Here is a 22,311-nt window from a genome sequence, read left to right as displayed (position 1 = left end):
AGTGCGTGTCATGCCCGTCACCCGATCGACGCCGCGCGCCGACGCCCTCGACAGCACCCTGGGGATGCTGCAGGCCGGCGAGCCCATCTCGCTGGAGAGCGCTGCGCGCGCGGCCGGCCTCACCAAGCCCGGCCTCATGTACCACTTCCCGACCAAGGAGGCGCTCATGCTCGCCCTGGTCGACCACGTCGTCGATCGCTGCGAACGGGCGATCGTTTCGCGCATCGGCGACCCGGCGACGGCGACGCCGCAGGAGCGCGCCGCCGCGTACGCGACCTGGTCGATCGAGGGCCCGCACGACGCGAGCGAGCTCGTCGTCTTCGCCGACCCGCGCCTGCGCGACGCGCTCGTGGCGCAGTGGGGCGAGCGTCTGCGCCCCTACGTCGAGCTGCCCGACGACCTCGATCCCGATGTCCGGGCGCGCCTCCTCGCGGTGCGGCTGCTGGCCGACGGCGCCTGGTTCGCCTGCGCGTCCGGCCTCTTCCCGCCGGACGAAGCGGATCGCGTCCGGCTCCAGCGCACCGTCGACGACCTGCTCGGAGGCATCGCGTGAACCGCTGGCTCTTCCTCGCCGGGGCGATCCTGTTCGAGGTGACCGCGTCGCTCTCGCTCAAAGGGGCGCTGACGCATCCCGCGCTCTACGTCGTGGTGGGCATCGGCTACGTGGCCTCGTTCGTCTGCCTCGCTGCGACCCTGCGCGCCGGGATGGCGCTCGGCGTCGCGTACGGCATCTGGGGCGCGACGGGCGTCGCCCTGACCGCCGCCCTCTCGACCGCTCTGTTCGGCGAGCCGTTCACCCCGCTGATGGGGCTCGGCATCGCCCTCATCATCGGCGGCGTCCTGCTCGTCGAGCTCGGGTCGCAGTCGGCGCACCGGCGCGCGACGGCCGCCGCGTCGTCCGCTTCGTCCGGCTCGGCACGCGAGGGAGGCCGCGAGTGATCGCCTGGCTCGCCCTGGCCGGGGCGATCGTCTTCGAGGTGTCCGGCACCATCTCGCTCCGGATGGCGACGGCCGGCCCGTCCCCGAAACGGATCTGGTACCTCCCGGTCGCCGTCGGCTACGTGGTCGCGTTCACCCTGCTCTCGGTCACCCTGGCCCTCGGGCTGCCGCTCGGCATCGCCTACGGCGTCTGGGCGGCGGTCGGCGTCGCCCTCACCGCCGTGCTCAGCCGGGTCCTGTTCCAGGAACCGCTGACCAAGGTCATGGCCCTCGGGATCCTCCTGATCGGCGCCGGCGTCGTACTGGTGGAGCTGGGGTCGATGCACTGACGGCGGCGACGGCGACGGCGTCTTCGGCGGCGGCGGGACAGCGTGCGTCCCCGTCGGTACTACATCGCCGGCTGCTGCTGGGTGACGCAGTGGATGCCGCCGCCGCCCGCTCCCAGATGGTCGATGGCGACCTGCTCCACCACACGCCCGGGGAAGAGCGCGGCCAGGGCGGCCTTGGCCGCGGCGTCCGCTCGCACGTCCCCGAACTGCCCAGCGATCACGGCCCCGTTGCACACGTAGTAGTTGGCGTACGACGCCAGGAAGCTGCTGCTCGTCGAGCGGATCCTGTCGTAGTCGGGACCCTGGATCGCCGAGACCGTCATCGCCGATCCGCTCGCCGTGGTGGCCGCCGAGAGCACGGAGAACTGCTTCCGCGCATCCCGCGCGAAAGCGTCGTCGTCCGATCCGTGCGGCAGCTGGACGACGCCGCGGCCGGCGGCGACGAAGCGCGACGTCGCGTAGACGTGGTCGTCGGTGATGTCCTGCCCGCGGACGCCGTCGAACCAGATCACGGCGGAGGCCCCGTACGCGTCGAGCATCGCGTCCTCGATCTCCTGCTGCGACAGCCCTCGATTGCGGTTGTCGTTCACGAGGCTGCTGCGCGTGGCCATCAGGGTGCCGAACCCGTCCTGCTCGATGGCGCCACCCTCACCCACGAAATCGGCCCTGGCGAACGGCACCCCGACGAACGAGGCGATCCGAGACGCGACGCGGGCGTCGGCAGTGTGCGCCTGCTTCCCGCCCCAGCCGTTGAAGTTCAGACCGACGGCGTCGAGGGCGCCGGAGTCGTCCACCCGGAACACCGGGCCGGTGTCCCGCATCCAGCAGTCGTCCACGGGGATATCGGTGATCACGGTCACGCCGCTCCCGCACAGGGAACGCGCCCGTGCGGCGCTCGCGGGGTTCGCGCAGAGGGTGACGGGCTCGTGCTTCGCGATCGTCGTCGCGATCCGCGCGATGTCGGACTGGACGCCGCCGAGCCCGCGCCCCCAGATCGCCGTCCGGTCGGGGAAGGCCATCCAGGTCCGGGCATGCGGCACGTCCTCCGCGGGAACGCTGAACGTCCCCGCTGCGGAGGCCGGCCGCACCGACGCGGAGGGCCAGCCGGCCCCGATGATGGGCGCAGCGACCGCACCGGCCACCACGACTCCGGCGGCCGCGAGGAATCCGCGCCGGGACACTCGCGTGCCCTGGTGTTTCGTGTTCTGGCGTTCCGTGCGCTCCTTCATGATCCGGTCGCCTACAGGATCCCGGCCGGGAGCTGCTGAGTGATGCAGTGCGGACCGCCGCCGCCGGTGGCCACCGTGGCCGCTTCGACGCCCACGATCTCGCGGTCCGGATAGATGGCCTCGAACGCGGCGAGGGCCGCGGCGCCGATCGGCCCGGCGTCGACGGGGACGATCACCGCACCGTTCACGATGTAGTGGTTCGCGTACGACACCTCGGCGTCGAGCGGCGGATCGAAGAGCTCGATCTGCAGCGGTCGGCCGAGCGCATCCGTCTCCCCCTCCAGCGCGGCCAGGTTGGCGCGCGAGCGGTCGTACTCCGTCGACGCGGTGGAGCTGGGCTGCTCCAAGAAGATGCGTGCCGGACCGGCGAACTGGGCGACCCCGTCGATGTGGCCGTCCGTGCCGACGGGCCCCGTGTCGAGACTGTGCCCGAAGGGAAGCCAGATCACCTTCGTGACACCGAGGTAGTCGCCCAGGATGCCCTCGATCCGCTCGCGGTCCAGAGTGGGATTCCGGTTCGGGTTGAGCAGGCACTGCTCGGTCGTGATGAGGGTGCCTTCACCGTCGATGAAGAACGACCCTCCCTCCAGGATCATCGGGGCACTGAACAGCGGCACCCCGAAATGCGCGGCGACGCGATCCGGGATGAGCGCGTCCTGATCGTAGGGGTGCCAGCGGTTGCCCCAGGAGTTGAAGCCGAACTTCACGGCGACGGCATCGCCGTGCTCATTCGTGACGAAGATCGGGCCGGCGTCGCGCGCCCAGGAGTCGTCCGCTCCGAACTCGAGGGGCTCGACGCCCGATCCGCAGGCGTTCCGGACGAGCTGCGCTTCACCGGGCTGGCAGACCATGAAGACGGGCTCGAAGGCGGCGATCGCCGATGCGACCGCCGCGTACTCGCGGCATGCCGCTTCGTAGCGGTCGCCCCACAGGCGGGCGCGGGCCGGCCAGATCATCAGGGTCGCCGCGTGGGCCGACCATTCCGCCGGCATCCGGTAGCCGGCCGAGATCGGGGTCAAGGGAAGTGTGGTCACGGTGTCCTCCACAGTTGGATGTCATCCAATTTTGGATGACATCCAAGAAATGCGCAAGGGGTTCCGTTTCAGCTGCGCGGGTCGTCTTCCGACGCAGCCGTGTCCGGCGCGCCCGCAAAGCCGAGGACCCGCGCCGCCCCGAGTTCGCACAGACGGAGCGCTCGATCGCGATCGACCCGCGGGGAGCCGACCGTCACCTGGATCGACAGGCCGTCGATCATCGCGGACACGATCTCGGCGGCGTCGTCGATGTCGGCCACGCGGAAGGCACCGCGTTCGGAGCCGTACTCGATCACCTCGATGAGGATGCGGAACCAGCGCTCGTCCAACTGCTGGTGCTCGCTCGAGACCGTGTCGTCGGCCATCCCGCTCCCCCAGACCTGCAGCCAGAGCGCCCAGCCTTCGTCCTGGACCCCGTCCGCCGCGGAGAGCTCGATCAGTCGGCGCAGGCGCTGCCACGGGTCGGCGATGGCGGACAGCCGCTCCCGGGACTGCTCGATGAGCTCCTCCTCGCTCCGCCGGATCGCCAGCAGCAGCAGATCGTTCTTCGACGGGAAGTAGTAGGTGACGTGACCCGGAGTCATCTGCGCGCGCTCGGCGATGTCGGAGACGCGCACGTTCGCGTACCCCAGCTCGGCGATCGCCTGAGCAGCGGCGGCGAGGACGGCTTCCTCGCGGCGCTTGCCTTTCGTGAGACGGTCCACCGCGTCAACTCCTTCGGGTCTGCCTTCGGCCGTGTGCGACGCCATCGATGCTACCGGGGCGCCGCATCTCAGAGCCGGGGAGCCGCCGCCAGCAGCTGCCGGGTGTACTCCTCCCGCGGCGCGTCGAACAGACCGTCGACGTCGCCGGTCTCCACGATCCCGCCGTCCTTCATCACGATCACGCGGTCGCTGACGTGCCGGACGACGGAGAGGTCGTGGGAGATGAACAGGAGTGTCAGTCCGAGCTCGGACCGGAGCCGGGCGAGGAGATTGAGGATCGCCGCCTGCACCGACACGTCGAGCGCCGCCGTCGATTCGTCCGCGATGAGGACCGACGGCTCGACGGCCAGCGCCCGGGCGATCCCGACGCGCTGCCGCTGGCCGCCGGACAGCCGCCTCGGAAGTGCGGTGAAGGTCGAACCCGGCAGGCCCACCATCTCGAGCAGCTCGATGGCGCGGGCCCTGGTCTCCCACCGCGGGACCATGTCATGGAAGCGGATGAGCTCCTCCAGCATCCGTCCGACGGTCATCGACGGATTGAGCGAGGAGCTCGGATCCTGGAAGACCATCTGCACCCGGCGGATCTGGTCGCGCGTGCGTCGGGACCCGAGGTGCTCCCCATCGAGGAGGATCTCTCCGGCGCGGGGCCGGACGAGTCCCACGATCACTTTGGCGAACGTGGACTTGCCCGATCCGGACTCGCCGACGAGCGCGACGGACTCCCCACGCCCGAGCGCGAGCTCGCCTCCCTCGAGAGCGAGGACGGGATGCCTCCGGGATCCGTACGCGACGGTGACGCCGCGCGCTTCGAGTACCGTCTCCGATGCGGTCTCGCGCACGAACGGCAGGACGCTCATGCGCTGAGCTCCTCGACGACATCGGTCCGGATGCACGCCGTCGCCCCGCGCCCGCTCGGCATCAACTCGCCGGACGCCGCCCGGCACCGGTCGACGGCGAAGGGGCATCGAGGAGCGAAGCGACAGCCCGGCGGGAACGCCCGCGGGTCCGGCGGGCTCCCCGGGATCGTCTGCAAGGGGTCCCGTCCGGAGACCGCCGAAGGCGTGCAGGCCAGGAGCTGGGAGGTGTACGGGTGCTGTGGGTGGCGGAGCACGTCGGAGGTCCTTCCCGTCTCCACGATCCGCCCGGCGTACATCACGGCGATGCGCTGGCTGATCTGACCGATCACCGCAAGATCGTGCGAGACGAACACCATCGCCATGCCGCGGTCGGCGCACACGCGCTTCAGCAGGGCGAGTATCTGCGCCTGGATCGTGACGTCGAGGGCCGTGGTCGGCTCGTCGCAGAGGAGGACGTCGGGCTCGGTGCCCAGAGCGGCCGCGATCATCACCCGTTGCCGGAGGCCGCCGGAGAGCTCGTGCGGCCAGGCGCGGGCCCGTTCCGCGGCGCGCGGGATCCCGACCTCGGCCATCACCTCGATGGCGCGCGCCCGAGCCGACCGCCAGGAGCACCCGGAATGCGCCCGGATGGCCTCCGCGACGACATCCCCGACCCTCATGGTGGGGTTCAGGGCGAGCATCGGCTCCTGGAACACCATCGCGACCCGCCGAGCGGACCTCTGAGGCGCGCCTGTCTCGTCGAACACCGTGACGCATCCGTGGGAACGGCTGGTCTCGGGCAGGACGCCGAGCACGGCGCGCAGCGTCAGGCTCTTGCCCGATCCCGACTCCCCGACGATCCCGAGGACCTCCCCTCGCGCGACCGAGAAGCTGATCCGGTCCACGGGGCGGAAGCGCTGTCCCTGTACGGCCAGGTCGATGGTGAGGTCCTCCACCGCGAGGACGGACCCGGTCACTTGCGGCCCCATGCTTCCACTCCTTCACCGATCATGCTGAGTCCGAGGCCGAAGACGACGATCGCCAGGCCCGGGACGGTGGCGAGCCACCACTGTTCGCGGATGTAGGGCTGCCCCTCGGCGATCATCGCTCCCCACTCCGGCGCGGGCGGCTGGATGCCGAGCCCGAGGAACGAGAGCGCCGCGAGCCCGAGTGTCGCGGCGACGATGTCGGAGGGCAGGTAGACGAGGCTCTGCCCGATCGCGTTCGGGAAGGCGTGCCGCCAGAGCACGCGCCGGCGGGAGAAACCGGAGACGGTTGCCGCGGCGATGTAGTCGGATTCGCGCACGCGCAGCATCTCGGTGCGCATGAGCCGCACGTAGGCCACCCAGGAGACGACCGTCATCGAAACCAGGATGGAGACCGGCCCCGCCCCGAGGACGAAGACGAGCGCGATCACGAGGATGTAGCTCGGGAACGCCTGGACGAGGTCGGAGACGCGCATGATCAGCGTGTCCAGCCATCCGCCGAAGAATCCGGCCGCTGCGCCGAGGACCGTTCCGAGGATCGCCGGGAGCAGCGCCCCGAGGAACCCGATGAGGAGGTCGATCCGTGCCGCCCAGATCAGACGGGAGAGCACATCGCGCCCCAGTTCGTCCGTGCCGAGCAGATGCTGCCAGCTCGGTGCGGCGAGGGCGTCCGCCACGTTCTGTGCCAGTGGATCGTACGGAGCGATCAGCGGCGCGCACAGGGCCGCCAGGACGAAGACGCCGACGATCCCCATCCCCACCCACACCATCGTGGGTGGACCGGAGCGGCGCACGGAACGAACCGCGAGGGCGGCCGGCTCGACGGCCGGAGGTGCGATCACCGTCATGAGTCGACCTTCACTCTCGGGTCGAGGATCGCCTCGACGACATCGGCGATGAGATACACGAGGATCACGGCGATCGCGAACACGATCGTGTACCCCTGGATCAGCGGGATGTCGCGCTGGCGGGAAGCCAGGACGATCCCCTGGCCGAGCCCGGGGAGGGCGAAGGTCGTCTCCACCACGACCGCGCCGAAGAGCATGTAGCCGATGTTCAGGGCGAGGACCGAGACGGTGGGCGGCGCCGCGTTGCGCAGGACGAATCGACGGGTGATCCGACCGCTGCCGATGCCGAGGGTGCGCGCCGCCGTGATGTACTCCGACTCGCGGACGCCGATCAGGCTCGCTCGCAGACTCCGGATCTGCAGCGGTGCCATCGTGACGGCGAGGGTGATCGCCGGCAGCACGATGGAGCGGAGGTGGTCGACCGTCGTGTAGCCGAACCCGCCCACCGGGAACCAGCCGGTCGGCAGGGCGACGAGGAGGATCAGCACGATCCCGGTCCAGAACGACGGCATCGCGAACAGGAGCAGCCCCACGCCGCGCGCGCTGTGGTCGAACACCCCGCCGGGGCGCCGTGCGGCGACGATCGCGACCGGCACCGAGATCACGACGGAGAAGAGGGCGCTGAAGCCCAGCAGCCACAGCGACACGGGGAGCCGCTCGGTGATCACGTCGGTGACCGGCTGCTGCGACTTGAAGGAGAACCCGAAATCGCCCACGAAGACGTTGCCGACATAGTGCAGGAACTGCGTGATCGCCGGCTGGTCCAGCCCGAGTTGCTGACGCGCCAGGGCGAGCTGCTCCGGCGAGGCCCGCAGGCCCACGATGAGTCGAGCCGGATCTCCCGGCGTGATCTTCAGGAGCAGGAACACGAGCAGCACGACGCACAGCGTCAGGGGAATGGCGAAGGCGATCCGGCGGAGGACGAACCCGAAGCGATCGGACATCTCAGTTGCCGCCCAGGGTGATCTCGCTCCAGTGGTACATGCCCCACGGAGTCGGCGCGAACCCGTGCACGCGGGGCGTCACCGCGTAGAGCACCTGGAACTGCGCGAGGGCCGCGGCCGGAAGCTCGGTGATTCCCGTGTCCTGGACCGCTAGGACGATCGCCTGCTTGGCAGCCGCGTCCGGGGCGGACGCATACGCGCGGAACTGCTGGGTGACCTCGTCGGTGTTGACGCCGCTGAAGAGCCAGGATGTGCCGCTGATCCACGCCAGGGGGTCGACGACATCGGGCGAGACCGCGCCGTAGGACCAGATCACCAGGTCGGAGGACAGGCCGTAGGCCTTGTCGAGGAAGGCGCCGGTCTCCAGCGGGCTCAGCGTGAGCTGGATGCCGATCGCGTTCAGATTCTGCTTGAGGATCTGGGCGACGTCGTTGTCCGCCTCGTTGGACGCGTCGTAGACGACCTCGAGGGTCGTCGGCTTCGTCGCCGCGAGGGCGAGCTCAGCCTTGGCCTTCTCGAGGTCGAGTCCGTACCCGGGCACGTCCGGAGCGGACCAGTTCGCGAGCCCCGAGGGGATGATCCCGGGAGCATTCGTGCCGTAACCCTTGAACGCACCCTTCACGATCGCCGGATAGTCGATGGCGTAGGCGATCGCCTTGCGCACGTGGATGTCGTCCAGTGGTGCGCGGGTGGTGTTGAAGCTGAGGTGCTCGATCTGGCTCGAGGGAAGGGCTTTCAGGTTGGACCCGTAGATGCTCGCGTCCTGCGGCGCCAGGTACTGGGAGATGTCGGCCTGCCCGGACTGGAGCATCGCGGCGCCCTGGTTCGAATCGGTGACGGTGTCGATGACGACCTTCGTGACGCCGACCTTCTCGTAGTAGTGCGTGTTGGCGGTCAGCACCGTCTGACCGCCTGTGGACCACGACTGCACGGCGTAGGCTCCGGCCCCGACCGGCTTCTGCCAGTACGCGTCCTCGCTTCTGCCCCCGAAGTCCCGCGGGAAGATACCGGACGAGCTCCAGGTCATCAGCACCGGGAGGATGGTATTGGCGTCCGACATGTGGAAGACCACCGTGTGCGCGTCCGGCGAGGTGACACTGCTGATGTCCGAGTACAGGGAGCCGTAGTTCTTGCCCTTCGCCCACACACCGGCCGAGAAGATCACGTCCGCGGGCGTCACCGGTGCGCCGTCGCTGAACTTCACATCGGGCCGGAGCGTGAAGGTCCACGTGCGCGCGGCGTCGTCGTACGTCCACGCGGTGGCGATGCCGGGATCGATCGAATGCCCGTTCGGATTCGACTTCACCAACGGCTCGAGGACGTTGTCCAACGTCTGATAGGTCGCGTACGCGGCCGCCGAGTCGGGGTTCCAGCCGTCGAACGACTCCGATCGGATCACATGCAGGGTGGTCCCGGCGGCCGCATCGGCGCCGGAGCACCCCGAGAGTCCCAGAGAGAGAACAGCAGCGGTACTGACCACCGCCGCGAGTACAGTGCTTCGTCGCATCAGGCCCTCGCTAGAAATAGGATTTGGATGAAATCCAAATATGCCTCGCTGCCACCGATCTGTCAAGGCAGAACCCGCGGTCGCGTGCGGGCGCGATCGCATCGAGCGCGCGCGGGACTCTCACGAGGAAGGTCCTGAGGCCGCAGCCGCGACAGCGGGCGGACGGAGCCGGAAAGGGCGGGCCCAGCGACGGTGTCGGGCTATCGGAAGGCGTTCTTGAGCCAGACGAGGTAGACGATCGCGAAGACGACGACGATCCCGATGTTCGTGCCCAGCCGCCACCAGAAGTGCTGACGGAGGAAGAGAACGTCCAGGGCGACGATGATCGCGCCCATCAGGACCAGGTAGACCGCGACGAAGATCGTGTGCGTCACTGCACCCCTCCATTCGTCGCCTGCTGCAAGTATCTGTGACCTTCGGCGTTCCCGCGACATTCTTTAACCGAGGGGGTGCCGATGGAGAGCACAGGGGCGAGCGACGCGGGTCTGCTCCAACGCGTCGAGCGGGGTGAGGCACGAGCGCTGGCGGAGCTGTACGACCGGCATTCGACGGCCGTCACCCGCTATGCCTGGGCGCTCGCGGCCGACCGGCACGATGTCGAAGAGCTCCTGCAGGACACGTTCGTGACGCTGTGGCGGAACGCGCATCGCATCCGTCTGGTCGACACGTCCGCGCTCCCGTGGCTGCTCGTCACCTGTCGCAACCACGCTCGCAACCTCGCCCGCGCGCGCCGGCGGAACCGGTCGGATCCGCTCCCCGAGGACCTCCCGTGGGACGACGATCCGGACGCCCGGGATCGTCTGCGCTGGGTCATGGATGCGATCGGGCGGCTGGACCCGGTGGACCAGCGGGTGTGCGAACTGTGCCTCGTCGAGGGACGCCCCTACACGGAGGTCGCCACCCTGCTGGGGAGCAGTGTCGGCGCCATCAAGCAGCGCGTGGCACGGAGTCGCGCGCGTCTGCGGAAGGAAGTGATCGAGCATGAAGGCTGATCCACCCACCGGAGACGACATCGCCCAGCTGCGTGCCGATGTCAAGGTCCGCGTGCTCGATGAGGCGGCCACCACCCGCCAGCGCACGGCACGACCCGCCCTCGCGGGGCTCCTCGTCGCGGCGGCGGCGGTGCTGATCGTCGGCGGGGCAGGGACGGCGCTCGCGGCCACCCTCGGTTCCGGCGTGTTCCACCCGATTCCTCACTCGAGCCACCGGGCGAGCGATCCGCCGCAGACCGTGCCTGCGCCGCGATCCGGCGAGCAGATCACGCCCGAGCAGGCATCGCTGGACCAACTGTGGGCGCTGGCGAAGTCGGAGCTGGACGACAGCGGGGACGGCTCGTCGGTGCCGGGCGTCGGAGCCGGCATGAACGACTTCGCGGCGGCTGTCGCCGCCCGGTGCTATCCCCAGCTTTCGCCCGCGGAGACCGCAGACCTCGAATCCCTCCGAGCCGCCTATGCGTCGGCGTCCGGGGCAGCCTCCCTCGCCCCGGCACGTCTCTACTTCGATCGCGCGACCGCGCTCTGCATGTGACGCTCCGCAGCTGCCGCGATCTCCGCATCGGTTCCCCGAGGACGACGGACGGGGATACGATCACGCCATGAGCGGCGACGACGATGCGGCGACTCGTCCCGACGGGACGGCCCTTCCCGCGGCGATGACCGGCCGTGCGAGCCCGGCCAAGGCGGCCGTGGGCGATGCACCGGTCTTCGCCTACATCGCGAGCCTCCCACAGCCGCAGCGGGGCATCGCCGAAGCCGTCGACGCGCTGGCTGCCGCGACCCTCCCCGGCCTGCACCGTTCGGTGAAATGGGGCATGGCGTACTACGGCGTCGGCGACGGATGGTGCTTCAGCTGCGGCGGTTTCGCCGGTCACGTGAAGCTCATGTTCATCAACGGCGTGCGCCTCGAGCCGATCCCGCCCGTCACCCCGGTCGGGATGGGCACGGCCACCCGGGGAGTCGAGCTCGCCTCCCTCGACGACCTGGACGACGAGCGGCTCGCCACCTGGATGCGGCAGGCCACCTCCGTTCCCGGGGTCGGGAAACGCACGACGGCGACGGCTCGGCGCCGGGATGCGACGTGAGCACGAGCGGATTGGACATCGTGAGCGGCCCCGCACTGGTGGCCCGTCCGGCCGTCGCGACTCTCGGGATCCGCGAGACCGTCCCGTTCCGGACGATGCTCTCCCACCGCGACCGGCTGCTCGCGGAACTGATCGCATGGCTCGACGAGCACGGCGTCGAGCCGAGCGGCCCGTTCTTCCTCCGCCTCCACGTCGTGAACATGTCCGACCAGATGCAGATCGAGGTCGGTGTCGCCGCGGAGTCCGGGGCGGCGGACGATCGCGTCGCGACCGGCGTCATCCCTGCCGGGGACTACGCCGTGCTCGCGTACCGGGCGAAATCGCTCGCCGCGAACCGTCTTCTGCACGCCTGGGTCCGCGACCACGGACTTCGACTGGACACGGAACCGCATCCCGAGGGAGAGGCGTTCGCCTCGCGCTGCGAGACCTACCTGACCGACCCTCGCACGGAGCCTCGCAAGACCCGCTGGGTCGTCGAACTCGCGTTCCTCACCCGCGGGTAGGGATGACCGGCGGCAAGGTTCGCCGTCACTACGGCCCGAGCTGCGGCGGGGTCGCGCCGATTCCCTTCAGGCTGCCGACCACGTCGCCCTTCGGGTAGAACACGACGCAGACCGCCCGTCGTTCGCCGCTCGCCCAGCCGGCCTGGTCGGGCACGTACACGCCCGGGTCGAGGTCGGAGACGGAGACGCTCTGACCGACGTAGCCGGTGAAGTCGTTCGTACAGGCGTCGGACGCCGAGGCCGCGACGCTCTCATCACCGGGATACGCGTCGCCCGGAAGACCAGGGAGGCTGTAGACCTCGGAGCTGTGCGCCTCCGAGCACGGCACGACGGTCACCGTTCCGGATTCGACTTGCAGGGACCCGGCGAGTTCGGTCAGACACATCCCGATCGACAGGTCGGCGAAGGCGGTGGGCGTGGGAGTGGGAGTGCCGGTCGGTGTCGGGAGGGAGGTCGGGGTCGCCGTCGCGGTCATTGTGGTCGGAGCGGATGCGGACGCGGTGGGCGTCGGGGTGGGCGAGGTGCAGCCGGCCAGGAGCACGATGCACGCGGCGAGCGCCACGCCTGCTCCGGCTCCCGCTGCGGTCCGAGTCGCACTGTTCATGATGCTCCGCTCCGAGTATCCACCCGCTCCAGTCTGAAGCACGGCGTCGTTTCCGGCCATGCGAAACCGGTCATGAATGCGATGGGCGGGCCCACCCGGTCCGCGGCAGCTTTGACGGTCCGCCGCGGCATCGCATCGGGCACCCCATGCCCTACGATCGGCGAGGGAGGGGCGATGGCGCGGAAGAGTGTGGCAGACCGGTTGCAGGAGCAGTTCGAGTCGCGCCCGCCGACCCGGCATCGCCCGATGGCGCCGATGACCTCTCTGCGTCGACGGCCCCGGTCGGCGCTCTTCGGGCTCGTGGTGGCCGGCGTCGCGTTCGCGATGATGGGGTACGTCATGACCTCCCTCGTCGTCGACGGGATGTGGTGGAACGTGCAGTCGCAAGCCGTCTGCACGATCACCGCCACCGCGCACCACGCGGTGTACGGGAAGAGCGGGTTCCTCGGCACCGACTGGGACATCTCGACCGCCGACTGCGGCACGTTGCAGGTGACGCGCAACGGCGAACGGTTCCCCGACTCCCAGGCGCAGCGCGTCGCGCGCTCCCTCCATGTCGCGAGCACCTACCGCCTCTACCTGCGTGGATGGGACGGCTGGCCGGGCGGTTCCCGGGCGATCATCGCCGCGACGCAACCGGGAACGGCGGGGCGCTAGCGACCGCTGGGCTCAATGCCCCGGCACGGATCGAGTCGCACCGCGAATGCCAAGAGTGCCGCCCGAGCGAGCCGTGTATGGCTCTTTCCCGGAACGCGAAAACCCCCGCCTCCCATGCGAACACGGGAATGCGGGGGCTTCGTTCTGGCGGTACCGGTGGGATTTGAACTCTCGTCCGGCATTGCCCACGTCGCACTCACTTCTCGAATTCCGCGGAAAGCCAGCGAAGTCGATGCTCCCTGATCGCAGCTGAAAGGTCTCGATTTCGACCAGTTGTAGTCAAAATGTAGTCACGCGGCCGCCCGATCGCGACGCGTCACAGGGCCCGGAGCGTGAACTCCGGGCCCTGCGAAAACGGTCGGGCTAGATTTCGCGACGACATCGGGTGAGCAACGTCACCCCCACCGATCAGCACTACCGCGGTGATGCCTACGGGTCACATCGCCGCGGATCCGGTGAAGTCGAGAACCCCGCCGGGCTCCACAGACACGACGTAGCTGGACAGATCGGAGAGGACGGAGTCGCACCGTTGGCCAGAGTACCGCCTGCAACCGCTGTGTCGGACACCCGTCGCGCCTTCACGTCGGCGGCCGTGGTGACAATGTGGCTGTGCATGTGACGGTGGGTGCAACGGAGGCGAACTCGGCCGGGCAGTCGATCTCGCTCAGCGTGCAGGTCCCGGTGAACGCACTCTCCTCGACCTTGACGTCACGAAGCGCGAGGTTGCAGGCGTTGGTGATGGCAAACCGAGCAGGGCCTGGTCTTCGGCGACGGGGTCGTCCACCAGCGGCGGCCGGATCAGCGCAAGGGCTGGTTTGTCTATGCGAAGAAGCGGTCCGTGGCTCCTGCAGAGCTGACGATTCACGACCTCCGGCACGCGGCGCTAAGCCTCGCGATCGCGTGGGGAGCGAACGTCAAAGCCTGACCAGCGCGCCACCGTCCACGCTTCATACGACGGCGATCGCAGCTAGATCCGAATCCGGCTCCGTGGCGGCGCAAATCCGGCGGGCCAACGCGTCTGGTCGTCATAATCGACACGGCTCAGGTGTGCGCCCATCAAGTCCGCGGTGGTCAGATTGGCATTTCGCAATGACGCGTTGGCCAAATCCGCCCCCTCGAGTCGGGCTCCCACGAGGCTGCACTCCCAGAGGAGTGCCGAGTGAAACGTGACCGTCATTTGGGCGTGCTCACTCGAATCACCTCCCCTAATTCCAGAGAGGTCGGCTCCCGTAAAATTCGCGCGAGTGAAGTCCGCCCCCCAGACAGCCGCGTCGGCAAGGACCGCTCGCTGAAACTTAGCGCCTGACGCGCTGGTGCTGACGAGTTCGGACATCGCCAAGTTAGCGGCCTCAAAGCTTGCGTGGTCTAGCGTCGAATCGACAAAGCTGCTCTGTTCAAGGTCTACCCCATCGAACCTTGCCCCTGAGAGCACGCAATCGGAGACAACTGCACCCCTGAGAACCGCTCCTCTAAAGTCCGCCGCAGGCAGGGACACGTTTTCTAACCGGACAGGACGGAGCGGCGGGAAACCTTTCCTTCCGGGCATGGCAGTGATTCGAGCGATAACGAGCACGGCGGCGCTGACATCTTCGGATAGCTGTGCTGGTAGGTCGGGCACGGAACGCGCCCGGGCATGACGAACAAAAGCGGTGACGACATCCAATATGGTCTGGCGGTCTCGAAGCGAATCCAAAGCGATTCGTTCCAGCGCATAGATTCCTCCCAACCGAATAGCGATGCTGGTTTGGTCACCAAGCTGGGTGACAGCTTCTGTGTATCGGCTAGTCCGATTCTCGTCACGCGTCAACTCGACAGTCGCGCGAGTCATTCGGTCTCGATACCAAGTGAATCCGAGCGTGACGACCGCAATCAGTCCGCCTGCGGCAAAGAGCATCGCTTGCCTGGCCGACGCAATCGCCGATGCCAGAGCGTCCGGCGACGCATCGGCCGAATCCGCCGCAACAAGAAGGGGAGGAAGGAGCGCGATGGCAGTTACAAGCCCTCCGAGCCCGACAACTATGCCTGCCCAGACAGCCACGTGCAACCATCGGTGGCTCAATGTGTTTCCCCTTCATGTGATGGCCGATCGATTCGGACTCATGGAGTGTACGGCCTGATAGGCGCCGACCAACGCCACGAAGTGGCGTCGGCGGACGACGACTGAAGCGACCCAGCACGGACCGGAGGAGCGCCGGCGACGAGCAAGATTCCATTCAGCGAAGCGGAATGGAAACGCAGCTCAGCCCCACCTCCGCTTTCACCCTTTTCCTCTCTCGCCCGACTCAGGAGTTTCAGCGAGCGATCGAGGTCACATCTGCTGGCTCACTCTTCCCGCAAGTGTGGGCAAATTGTGGGAAAATCGCCTCTTCTGGGAAAGCGAAAACCCCCCAATCCCTTATAAAAACTGGGATCGCGGGGGTTTTCTCTGGCGGTACCGGTGGGATTTGAACCCACGGTGGGCTTTCACCCACACAACTTTTCGAGAGTTGCACCTTCGGCCGCTCGGACACGGTACCGCGGATTATCTTAGGCGAACTTTCCGCAGGCCGCCAATCAGCGCGCATCCAGGCCCCGCACAGCGCACACCCACGGGGGCCTCACGGTACGCGGAGTACGCTGCACGCATGAACACCACGGGTCGCATCGTCACCACGGTCGGCGTCGTGGGCGCCGTCACCGGTGGCGCCGCGTACGCCTGGAGCCGCATCCAGCAGAAACGCGCATCCGTCGCCGCCGGGAAGGTCCGCCTGAACGAGATGCTCCCGGTGCACTCCAAATGGTGGCGGGACATCGCGACGACCGAGGGCGAGATCCTGTACGTCGCGATCGGCGACAGCGCCGCGCAGGGGATCGGGGCGTCGCAGCCCGAGAACAGCTACGTCGGCGTGATCGCCGATCACCTCCGTGCCGCGACCGGCCGGTCGGTGCGCGTCGTGAACCTGAGCGTCTCCGGGGCCACGGTCGCCCTCGCCGTTGCCGACCAGCTCCCCCGGTTCGAGACCCTGCAGCCCGACATCGTCACGGTGTCGATCGGCGCGAACGACATCGCCTTGTTCGATCCGGCGACCTTCCGCGCCGGGATCCGGCGCGTGCTCGGCGCGCTCCCGGTGGACGCGGTGGTCGCCGATCTGCCGTACTTCTACCTGCCGTGGAATGAGCGGAAGGTCGCCGAGGCGAACACCATCCTGCGCCAGGAGGCCGCCGCCGCCGGCCTCACCGTCGCTCCCCTCCACGCGTCGATGAGGCGGGAGGGTCTGCGCGGCGCGTTCACGCAGTTCGCCGAGGACCTCTTCCACCCCAACGACCACGGCTACCGGGTGTGGGCCTCCGCCTTCCTCCCCGCCGTGACCCGGCTGGCGAAGGCGAAGTTCCCGAGGACGCCGGCGACGGACGACCGTGCGGGGGCCACTACCGCCAGCACGGCGCTCAGCGGGTCGAGCCCGGCGCCAGGTGCGACAGCACCCTCCCCCACGCCGGCACGATGACCAGATGCCCGGTGCCGGGCACCATCTCCATCCGGGAGTCCGGGACGGCGTTCTTGTACCAGACGGCATGGGCGTTGCCGGCGATCGCATCGCCCTGACCGCCGACGACCAGTGTCTTCGCCCGCACCTGGGCGGGATCGAATCCCCACGGCCGGGCGGTGTACGAGAGGATGTCGGCGGCCGCTCCGACGGCACCCTGGCGAAAGGCGTCGTGCAGCATCCGGCCGAGCCGATCGCGCACCCCCGGTCCTGCCAGCACCGCCTCGTCGACCGCAGTGGCGCCGACCGCATCGGGCGGGACATCACCGGGCTCGGTCACGGACAGCACGGCCTCCGCCTGCGGCTCCAGCTGGGCGCTGAGCTGCTGGACGGCGGCGTCCGGAGCGAGCGCCCCCAGCCGGTCCGACTCCGCCTGGAGCTCCGGGGGGATCCACGGGACGGCCTCGTTCGGCGCCGGAGTGGCGACGACGGCGACCCGATCGGTGAGCTCGGGGTGCCGCGCGGCGAAGGCGAGGGCGACCCGGCCACCCGCCGACCAGCCCACGATGCCGACCGTGCGCGGACGGCCCACCCCGGACGAGCTCTCGGCGAGCACGACGGACCGCAGGTACTCGGCGATGTCGTCGGCCGCCCGGGTGATGCTCGGCCACTCGCCGTGCGGCCACGGATCGCTGGCGCCGTACCCGGGCCGGTCGAGGGCGACGATATGGACGTTGCGGGTGGCGGAGGCGTCGGGATCGGGGTCGAACACCGAGGAGCCGGGGGCCGCATGGCAGAACACCACGATGCGTTCCGCGTCGGCGTCTCCCAGGGTGGTCAGGCCGACCCTCCGGCCGGAGCGCAGGGTGTACGTCAGGTTCGCCATGGCGCCCATTCTGCTCCCGGGAGCCGCGGCACAGAACCCTCGACAGCGGGCGCGGGCAGCCGGTTCTCCCCCGAACCCCGCGATCCTTCCGGCAGTGACGGTGGCCGCCCGTAGTGTGGGCGATGGATCGAGGAGGTGCCGTGGCGAAGGCTCACGTCAACTACCGCTGCACGGAGTGCGGCTGGACGGCGGCCAAGTGGGTCGGCCGCTGCGGCGAGTGCCAGGCCTGGGGCACGGTGGAGGAGACGGCGGCGCCCACCGGCGTCCTGCGCGCGCTGACGCCGGTCACGATCGGAGCCGGGCGGGAGGCCCGCTCGATCGCGCACATCGAGACGGAGGCGGCGGGCCGGCGGCCGAGCGGCATCGGCGAGTTCGACCGGGTGCTGGGCGGCGGGATCGTGCCGGGCGCGGCCATCCTGCTGAGCGGCGAGCCGGGCGTCGGCAAGTCCACCCTGCTGCTCGAGGTCGCCTCACGCGCGGCGGCCCAGCAGGCGCGCGTGCTGTACGTGAGCGCCGAGGAGTCCGTCGGCCAGGTGCGCATGCGCGCCGAGCGCACCGGCGCCCTCCACGACGAGCTCTACCTCGCCGCCGAGACCGACCTCGCCACGATCATCGGCCAGATCGACGCCGTCGCACCCTCGCTGGTCATCGTCGACTCGGTGCAGACCGTCTCCAGCGGCAGCATCGACGGCATCGCCGGCGGCCCGAGCCAGGTGCGGGAGGTCGCCAGCACGCTCATCCGCATCGCCAAAGAACGCGGGCTGCCCATCCTGATCGTCGGGCACGTCACCAAGGACGGCTCCATCGCGGGCCCCCGGCTGCTGGAGCACCTGGTAGACGTGGTGTGCCAGTTCGAGGGCGACCGGCAGACGTCGCTCCGCTTCGTGCGAGCGCTCAAGAACCGTTTCGGGCCGACCGACGAGGTCGGCTGCTTCGAGATGACCGGCGACGGCATCGCCGAGGTCCCCGACCCGAGCGGGCTGTTCCTCAGCCGCACCTCCACCCCGGTCTCCGGCACCTGCGTGACGGTCGCGATGGAGGGACGGCGCCCGCTCCCGGTGGAAGTGCAGGCCCTCGTCGTGGCCACCGCCGCACCGAACCCGCGCCGCGTCACCAACGGCGTCGACAGCTCGCGCGTGGCGATGCTGCTCGCCGTGCTGGAGCGCCGCGCCGGCATCAAGCTCGGCGACAAGGACGTCTACGTCTCCACCGTCGGCGGCGTGCGGCTCACCGAACCCGGCGCCGACCTGGCCATCGCCCTCGCAGTGGCCTCGGCGGCCTCCGACCGCGCCATCCCGCACGCCCTCGTGGCCTTCGGCGAGATCAGCCTCGCCGGCGAGATCCGGCCGGTCACCAACGGCAAGCAGCGGGCCGCGGAGGCGAAACGGCTGGGCTTCGCGACGCGCGTGGACGACCAGAGCGCCTCCATCCGCGAGGCGCTGCGGCTGGCGTTCACCGCCGGGTCCACTCCCCGCGAACGCGAACTCGACGCCGCCTTCTGACCGCACCCTTCTGACCGCACCCGCCGAGCCCGCACCCGCCGAGCCCGCACCAAGTGGGCCCGAAAGCGTCGAGTACGCAGAAAATGCGCGGACTCGGCGACGGCCGGGTCAGGAGGCCAGGGGCTCCTCGGCAACTGCGTCCGCGCCGGCGAGCGGTTCGCTGATCTCGGCCCACACGGCGTCCAGCGACAGCCCGAGCACAGCGGCGATGGCCGCGATCGTCGGGAAGGCGGGCGTCGCCACCCGGCCCGACTCGATCTTCCGCACCGTCTCCGGCGACACACCCGCATCGAGGGCGACCGCCAGCATCGACCGCTCGCCGCGCGCGCGGCGCATCAGCGCACCGAGCCGCTGACCACGCTCGATCTCGGCGGGAGTGTTCGGCAACCTGACCATGACCCCATACTAATACCGGGATACTCATACCGGTATAGTTATCGGCATGATCGAGATCCTGACCCCGGCCGAGCTGACCCGGGCGCGTGCCGCCGGAGCGCTGGTCGGGCGCATCCTCCAGACCCTCAAGAGCCGCGTCGCCGTCGGCACCAACCTGCTCGAGATCGACAGCTGGACGGCGGCGCTGATCGCGGAGGCCGGCGCCGAATCCTGCTACGTGGACTACGCGCCGTCGTTCGGACGCGGCCCGTTCGGCCACTACATCTGCACGGCGGTCAACGACGCCGTGCTGCACGGGATGCCGCACGACTACGCTCTCGTCGACGGCGACCTCCTCACGCTCGACCTCGCTGTCACGCTCGACGGCATCGCCGCCGACGCGGCGATCAGCGTCATCGTCGGCCCGACGCGCGCGCCGGCCGACGTCGCGATGATCGAGACGACCGAGCGCGCCCTCGCCGCCGCGATCGCCGCCGCCCACCCCGGTGCGCGCATCGGCGATCTGTCGTACACGATCGGCTCGGTGCTGCACGAGGCCGGCTACCCGGTGAACCTGGAGTTCGGCGGCCACGGCATCGGCTCCACCATGCACCAGGACCCGCACGTCTCCAACGACGGCCGGCCGGGCCGCGGCTATCGACTGCGCCCCGGCCTCCTGCTCGCACTCGAGCCGTGGGTGATGGCCGACACCGCTGAGCTCGTCACCGACGCCGACGGCTGGACCCTCCGCAGTGCGACCGGCGCCCGCACCGCCCACAGCGAGCACACGATCGCGATCACCCCCGACGGGGCCGAGATCCTCACCCTCCCCTAGCCTCCATCGAGACGGCGAACTATTCGCCGCCTCGGCGAGAATGCGTGCACTGTGTGCCGCCTCGGCGGCCGGCAGCGCCCGCTACTGGAGGATGAACTGCTTGGTCTCGGGGGATTGGATGCCCGCGACCGTCGTCGTCAGGTGGTAGGAGGCTCCCCCGGCGGGGACCTGCTCGCGCGTCGCCTGGCAGGTGGACGGGTCGGAGCGGGTGCGGTCCCAGGTGATCGGCGCCTGCGACGAGATGGTCTTGCCGGGCTCGAGGAGCACCTCGGCATCCACCTTGTCGGTCTGGCAGTCGGTCGACTTCCAGTAGGTCTCGGATCCGCTGGTGATGGTGAACAGCTGCTGCGCCGTCCCGGCGTCGATCTTGCACGCCGTGGAGCCGGTGTTCGTGATCGCGACCGACAGCTGCGGCAGCTCGCCCGCCGCGTAGGTCGCCTTGTCGGTGACGGCCTCCACACGCACGTTCGCGTTGTCGCACGCGGCACCGCTCGCGGTGGTCTTCGTGGTCGGGATGCTCGTCGACGCCGGCGCCGTGGTCTTCTTCGGAGCGCTGGTCGTGGAGGCCGGAGCGGGTGCGCCGTCCGAGGCGCCGGGGCGCACGATGATCAGCACCACGACGAGGATCACGGCGAGCAGGCCGAGACCAAGGATGAGCCGGCGTCGCCAATAGACCGTGCTCGGCTGCGGGCCGACAGGATGCTTGAACGTCGACATGCCCGCAGCATAACCGCGCGCCGCGGATTTCCCCGGCGCAACGCGCTCAGAGCCGCTTCAACATCCTTGTATTTCCCAGGGTGTTGGGCTTCACGCGGGCCAGGTCCAGGAACTCCGCGACGCCCTCGTCGTTGGAGCGGACGAGCTCGGCGTAGAGTGCGGGATCCACCGTCTCCTCCCCCATGTCCTCGAACCCGTTGCGCTCGAAGAAGCCGACCTCGAACGTCAGGCAGAACAGGCGGCTGAGACCGAGGTCGCGGGCGTCCGTCTCGAGTCGCTGCAGCAGGGCACGGCCGACGCCTCGACCGAGCCATTCGTCGGCGACCGCGAGGGTGCGCACCTCGCCGAGGTCGCTCCACATGACGTGGAGCGCACCGCAGCCGATGAGCGTGCCGTCCTCGTCCTCGGCGACCCGGAACTCCTGCACGGCCTCGTAGAACGTCACCGTCTCCTTGCCGAGCAGGATGCGTCGTCGCACGAGCGGCTCCACGAGCTCCTGGATGCGCGCCACGTCTCCCGTGCGCGCCCGACGGACCCGGACCGCTCCTGCCTCACCACTCACTCGTCCCACCCTACCGACACGCAGAAACCGCCGAGTACGCGAACTCTCTGCGTACCCGGCGGTTTCCGGCCGACTCTGTCTGTACTCGGCGGCTACAGGTCCGCGTTGGCGGCGAGGTCCGGTGTCGCCGGGCCGGTACCGATGGCGGCCGTCGCGTTGACGCCGGCCCCGATCGCGTCGGCCCGGGCGGTCGTGGTGAACACGAACTCCCCGTCACGGAAGTCGACGTGGACGTGGTCGCCCGCGTTCAGCTCGCCGTGCAGGATCTTCTCGCTCAGCCGGTCCTCGATCTCGTGCTGGACGGCGCGGCGCAGCGGGCGGGCGCCGAGCGTCGGGTCGAACCCGACCTCGATCAGGCGCTCCTTCGCCGGGAGCTCCAGCTCGATGGTCATGTCGCGGTCCAGCAGCCGGTCGGAGAGGCGCTTGATGAACAGGTCGACGATCTGCAGCAGCTCGGCCTTGTTCAGCTGCGGGAAGACGATGATCTCGTCGACGCGGTTCAGGAACTCGGGCTTGAAGTTCTTCTTCAGCTCCTCGTAGACCTTGCCGCGCATCCGCTCGTAGCCGGTGGTCGGGTCGCCCTCGATCTGGAAGCCGACGGGGCCGCCGGAGATGTCCTTCGTGCCGAGGTTGGTCGTCATGATGATGACCGTGTTCTTGAAGTCGACGACGCGACCCTGGCCATCGGTCAGACGACCCTCCTCCAGGATCTGGAGCAGCGAGTTGAAGATGTCCGGGTGCGCCTTCTCGATCTCGTCGAACAGCACGAC

Annotated in this window: 28 protein-coding genes and 1 tRNA gene; 11 read left to right on the top strand and 18 right to left on the bottom strand. The window is 69.3% G+C overall.

The window, feature by feature from the left end:
* The first annotated feature begins 10 nt into the window (after positions 1–10).
* Genes U870_RS0105770 through U870_RS0105760 form a run of 3 tightly spaced genes read left to right on the top strand, consistent with a single transcriptional unit; the run spans position 11 to position 1,268 of the window.
* A complete protein-coding gene (locus U870_RS0105770) occupies positions 11–553 on the top strand; it encodes a TetR/AcrR family transcriptional regulator (RefSeq protein WP_029947248.1) in 543 nt (180 codons plus the stop codon).
* Positions 550–939 carry a DMT family transporter gene (locus U870_RS0105765; RefSeq protein WP_025156461.1) on the top strand — a complete coding sequence of 130 codons (390 nt, stop codon included), beginning with the start codon at positions 550–552 and terminating at the stop codon, positions 937–939. Before U870_RS0105770 ends, U870_RS0105765 begins: the two co-directional genes overlap by 4 nt.
* Positions 939–1,268, top strand: a complete 330-nt coding sequence (locus U870_RS0105760; RefSeq protein WP_025156460.1) for a DMT family transporter — start codon at positions 939–941, stop codon at positions 1,266–1,268. Before U870_RS0105765 ends, U870_RS0105760 begins: the two co-directional genes overlap by 1 nt.
* A 59-nt stretch (positions 1,269–1,327) precedes the next feature.
* On the opposite strand, the gene U870_RS0105755 is transcribed toward U870_RS0105760, so the two are convergent.
* The 9 genes from U870_RS0105755 to U870_RS24275 form a co-directional block, all read right to left on the bottom strand.
* Complete coding sequence (locus U870_RS0105755) at positions 1,328–2,497, bottom strand: agmatine deiminase family protein (protein WP_025156459.1); 1,170 nt, start codon at positions 2,495–2,497, stop codon at positions 1,328–1,330.
* An 11-nt stretch (positions 2,498–2,508) separates the two neighbouring features.
* Positions 2,509–3,531: an agmatine deiminase family protein gene (locus tag U870_RS0105750; RefSeq protein ID WP_205288735.1), complete on the bottom strand. Its 1,023-nt coding sequence runs from the start codon at positions 3,529–3,531 to the stop codon at positions 2,509–2,511.
* Between the two features lie 68 nt (positions 3,532–3,599).
* On the bottom strand, positions 3,600–4,235 hold the full coding sequence (locus U870_RS23035; protein ID WP_025156457.1) for a TetR/AcrR family transcriptional regulator: 636 nt from the start codon (positions 4,233–4,235) through the stop codon (positions 3,600–3,602).
* A gap of 68 nt (positions 4,236–4,303) precedes the next feature.
* Positions 4,304–5,092 (bottom strand): ABC transporter ATP-binding protein, encoded by a 789-nt coding sequence (locus U870_RS0105740; protein WP_052357576.1) that lies wholly within the window; start codon positions 5,090–5,092, stop codon positions 4,304–4,306.
* Complete coding sequence (locus U870_RS0105735) at positions 5,089–6,060, bottom strand: ABC transporter ATP-binding protein (protein ID WP_052357574.1); 972 nt, start codon at positions 6,058–6,060, stop codon at positions 5,089–5,091. Before U870_RS0105735 ends, U870_RS0105740 begins: the two co-directional genes overlap by 4 nt.
* Positions 6,045–6,905, bottom strand: a complete 861-nt coding sequence (locus U870_RS0105730) for an ABC transporter permease (protein WP_029947243.1) — start codon at positions 6,903–6,905, stop codon at positions 6,045–6,047. The genes U870_RS0105735 and U870_RS0105730 overlap by 16 nt, the downstream gene beginning before the upstream one ends.
* Entirely contained in the window at positions 6,902–7,849 is a 948-nt protein-coding gene (locus U870_RS0105725; protein ID WP_025156454.1) for an ABC transporter permease, read from the bottom strand. The genes U870_RS0105730 and U870_RS0105725 overlap by 4 nt, the downstream gene beginning before the upstream one ends.
* A 1-nt stretch (position 7,850) precedes the next feature.
* Positions 7,851–9,356: an ABC transporter substrate-binding protein gene (locus U870_RS0105720; protein WP_162819092.1), complete on the bottom strand. Its 1,506-nt coding sequence runs from the start codon at positions 9,354–9,356 to the stop codon at positions 7,851–7,853.
* 200 nt (positions 9,357–9,556) lie between these two features.
* Complete coding sequence (locus U870_RS24275) at positions 9,557–9,730, bottom strand: hypothetical protein (protein ID WP_162819089.1); 174 nt, start codon at positions 9,728–9,730, stop codon at positions 9,557–9,559.
* Positions 9,731–9,811: 81 nt separating this feature from the next.
* Between U870_RS24275 and U870_RS0105710 the strand changes: the two genes are divergently transcribed.
* From U870_RS0105710 to U870_RS0105695, 4 genes are all read left to right on the top strand, one after another.
* Positions 9,812–10,348 (top strand): RNA polymerase sigma factor, encoded by a 537-nt coding sequence (locus tag U870_RS0105710; protein ID WP_025156452.1) that lies wholly within the window; start codon positions 9,812–9,814, stop codon positions 10,346–10,348.
* Positions 10,338–10,883 carry a hypothetical protein gene (locus U870_RS0105705; RefSeq protein ID WP_025156451.1) on the top strand — a complete coding sequence of 182 codons (546 nt, stop codon included), beginning with the start codon at positions 10,338–10,340 and terminating at the stop codon, positions 10,881–10,883. Before U870_RS0105710 ends, U870_RS0105705 begins: the two co-directional genes overlap by 11 nt.
* 67 nt (positions 10,884–10,950) lie before the next feature.
* Positions 10,951–11,436: a DUF1801 domain-containing protein gene (locus U870_RS0105700; RefSeq protein ID WP_029947242.1), complete on the top strand. Its 486-nt coding sequence runs from the start codon at positions 10,951–10,953 to the stop codon at positions 11,434–11,436.
* On the top strand, positions 11,433–11,939 hold the full coding sequence (locus U870_RS0105695) for a GyrI-like domain-containing protein (protein ID WP_025156449.1): 507 nt from the start codon (positions 11,433–11,435) through the stop codon (positions 11,937–11,939). Before U870_RS0105700 ends, U870_RS0105695 begins: the two co-directional genes overlap by 4 nt.
* A 28-nt stretch (positions 11,940–11,967) precedes the next feature.
* Here U870_RS0105695 and U870_RS24270 read toward each other — a convergent pair whose 3' ends face one another.
* The gene (locus U870_RS24270; protein WP_162819091.1) at positions 11,968–12,543 is read right to left on the bottom strand and encodes a septum formation family protein; all 576 of its coding nucleotides are present in this window, start codon (positions 12,541–12,543) and stop codon (positions 11,968–11,970) included.
* Between the two features lie 174 nt (positions 12,544–12,717).
* Here U870_RS24270 and U870_RS24265 point away from each other — a divergent pair, with 174 nt between their 5' ends.
* Positions 12,718–13,200, top strand: coding sequence for a hypothetical protein (locus U870_RS24265; protein WP_025156447.1), 483 nt, complete (start codon positions 12,718–12,720; stop codon positions 13,198–13,200).
* 578 nt (positions 13,201–13,778) lie between these two features.
* On the opposite strand, the gene U870_RS25150 is transcribed toward U870_RS24265, so the two are convergent.
* The 3 genes from U870_RS25150 to U870_RS0105680 all read right to left on the bottom strand — a co-directional run bounded on the left by U870_RS25150 (position 13,779) and on the right by U870_RS0105680 (position 15,716).
* Positions 13,779–13,940 carry a DUF7507 domain-containing protein gene (locus tag U870_RS25150; protein ID WP_430623519.1) on the bottom strand — a complete coding sequence of 54 codons (162 nt, stop codon included), beginning with the start codon at positions 13,938–13,940 and terminating at the stop codon, positions 13,779–13,781.
* A 227-nt stretch (positions 13,941–14,167) separates the two neighbouring features.
* Positions 14,168–15,238 (bottom strand): pentapeptide repeat-containing protein, encoded by a 1,071-nt coding sequence (locus U870_RS23545; protein ID WP_162819090.1) that lies wholly within the window; start codon positions 15,236–15,238, stop codon positions 14,168–14,170.
* 388 nt (positions 15,239–15,626) lie between these two features.
* Positions 15,627–15,716: transfer RNA gene (locus tag U870_RS0105680), tRNA-Ser, on the bottom strand.
* 108 nt (positions 15,717–15,824) lie between these two features.
* On the opposite strand from U870_RS0105680, the gene U870_RS0105675 reads away from it, so the two are divergent.
* Positions 15,825–16,685, top strand: coding sequence for an SGNH/GDSL hydrolase family protein (locus tag U870_RS0105675; RefSeq protein ID WP_025156446.1), 861 nt, complete (start codon positions 15,825–15,827; stop codon positions 16,683–16,685).
* Here the strand turns inward: U870_RS0105675 and U870_RS0105670 are convergent.
* Positions 16,627–17,550, bottom strand: coding sequence for an alpha/beta fold hydrolase (locus U870_RS0105670; RefSeq protein ID WP_025156445.1), 924 nt, complete (start codon positions 17,548–17,550; stop codon positions 16,627–16,629). The genes U870_RS0105675 and U870_RS0105670 overlap by 59 nt on opposite strands.
* A gap of 122 nt (positions 17,551–17,672) precedes the next feature.
* Here U870_RS0105670 and radA point away from each other — a divergent pair, with 122 nt between their 5' ends.
* A complete protein-coding gene (gene radA, locus U870_RS0105665; RefSeq protein ID WP_205288734.1) occupies positions 17,673–19,052 on the top strand; it encodes a DNA repair protein RadA in 1,380 nt (459 codons plus the stop codon).
* Positions 19,053–19,160: 108 nt separating this feature from the next.
* Here radA and U870_RS0105660 read toward each other — a convergent pair whose 3' ends face one another.
* Positions 19,161–19,448, bottom strand: a complete 288-nt coding sequence (locus U870_RS0105660) for a helix-turn-helix domain-containing protein (protein WP_025156443.1) — start codon at positions 19,446–19,448, stop codon at positions 19,161–19,163.
* Positions 19,449–19,494: 46 nt separating this feature from the next.
* Between U870_RS0105660 and map the strand changes: the two genes are divergently transcribed.
* A complete protein-coding gene (gene map, locus U870_RS0105655) occupies positions 19,495–20,262 on the top strand; it encodes a type I methionyl aminopeptidase (protein ID WP_025156442.1) in 768 nt (255 codons plus the stop codon).
* An 81-nt stretch (positions 20,263–20,343) separates the two neighbouring features.
* On the opposite strand, the gene U870_RS0105650 is transcribed toward map, so the two are convergent.
* The 3 genes from U870_RS0105650 to U870_RS0105640 all read right to left on the bottom strand — a co-directional run.
* Positions 20,344–20,979 (bottom strand): hypothetical protein, encoded by a 636-nt coding sequence (locus tag U870_RS0105650; protein WP_025156441.1) that lies wholly within the window; start codon positions 20,977–20,979, stop codon positions 20,344–20,346.
* 46 nt (positions 20,980–21,025) lie between these two features.
* Positions 21,026–21,541: an amino-acid N-acetyltransferase gene (locus U870_RS0105645; RefSeq protein ID WP_025156440.1), complete on the bottom strand. Its 516-nt coding sequence runs from the start codon at positions 21,539–21,541 to the stop codon at positions 21,026–21,028.
* Between the two features lie 92 nt (positions 21,542–21,633).
* A partial coding sequence (locus tag U870_RS0105640; RefSeq protein ID WP_029947239.1) for an AAA family ATPase occupies positions 21,634–22,311 on the bottom strand: 678 nt, incomplete at its 5' end.

The organism is Leifsonia aquatica H1aii (genome assembly GCF_000633535.1).
In the GTDB taxonomy this organism is placed as follows: domain Bacteria; phylum Actinomycetota; class Actinomycetes; order Actinomycetales; family Microbacteriaceae; genus Leifsonia; species Leifsonia aquatica_A.
The sequence above is the reverse complement of the archived record's forward strand: the minus strand, read 5'-3'. Positions and strand labels throughout refer to the sequence as shown.

Excerpts from the sequence above, each read along its gene's own strand:
- U870_RS0105770 (WP_029947248.1), top strand. The coding sequence starts at position 11 with ATGCCCGTCACCCGATCGACGCCGCGCGCCGACGCCCTCGACAGCACC.
- U870_RS0105755 (WP_025156459.1), bottom strand. The coding sequence starts at position 2,497 with ATGAAGGAGCGCACGGAACGCCAGAACACGAAACACCAGGGCACGCGA.
- U870_RS0105740 (WP_052357576.1), bottom strand. The coding sequence starts at position 5,092 with ATGAGCGTCCTGCCGTTCGTGCGCGAGACCGCATCGGAGACGGTACTC.
- U870_RS0105735 (WP_052357574.1), bottom strand. The coding sequence starts at position 6,060 with ATGGGGCCGCAAGTGACCGGGTCCGTCCTCGCGGTGGAGGACCTCACC.
- U870_RS0105730 (WP_029947243.1), bottom strand. The coding sequence starts at position 6,905 with ATGACGGTGATCGCACCTCCGGCCGTCGAGCCGGCCGCCCTCGCGGTT.
- U870_RS0105725 (WP_025156454.1), bottom strand. The coding sequence starts at position 7,849 with ATGTCCGATCGCTTCGGGTTCGTCCTCCGCCGGATCGCCTTCGCCATT.
- U870_RS0105720 (WP_162819092.1), bottom strand. The coding sequence starts at position 9,356 with ATGCGACGAAGCACTGTACTCGCGGCGGTGGTCAGTACCGCTGCTGTT.
- U870_RS0105710 (WP_025156452.1), top strand. The coding sequence starts at position 9,812 with ATGGAGAGCACAGGGGCGAGCGACGCGGGTCTGCTCCAACGCGTCGAG.
- U870_RS0105705 (WP_025156451.1), top strand. The coding sequence starts at position 10,338 with ATGAAGGCTGATCCACCCACCGGAGACGACATCGCCCAGCTGCGTGCC.
- U870_RS0105700 (WP_029947242.1), top strand. The coding sequence starts at position 10,951 with ATGAGCGGCGACGACGATGCGGCGACTCGTCCCGACGGGACGGCCCTT.
- U870_RS24270 (WP_162819091.1), bottom strand. The coding sequence starts at position 12,543 with ATGAACAGTGCGACTCGGACCGCAGCGGGAGCCGGAGCAGGCGTGGCG.
- U870_RS24265 (WP_025156447.1), top strand. The coding sequence starts at position 12,718 with ATGGCGCGGAAGAGTGTGGCAGACCGGTTGCAGGAGCAGTTCGAGTCG.
- U870_RS0105675 (WP_025156446.1), top strand. The coding sequence starts at position 15,825 with ATGAACACCACGGGTCGCATCGTCACCACGGTCGGCGTCGTGGGCGCC.
- U870_RS0105670 (WP_025156445.1), bottom strand. The coding sequence starts at position 17,550 with ATGGCGAACCTGACGTACACCCTGCGCTCCGGCCGGAGGGTCGGCCTG.
- radA (WP_205288734.1), top strand. The coding sequence starts at position 17,673 with ATGGATCGAGGAGGTGCCGTGGCGAAGGCTCACGTCAACTACCGCTGC.
- U870_RS0105660 (WP_025156443.1), bottom strand. The coding sequence starts at position 19,448 with ATGGTCAGGTTGCCGAACACTCCCGCCGAGATCGAGCGTGGTCAGCGG.
- map (WP_025156442.1), top strand. The coding sequence starts at position 19,495 with ATGATCGAGATCCTGACCCCGGCCGAGCTGACCCGGGCGCGTGCCGCC.
- U870_RS0105650 (WP_025156441.1), bottom strand. The coding sequence starts at position 20,979 with ATGTCGACGTTCAAGCATCCTGTCGGCCCGCAGCCGAGCACGGTCTAT.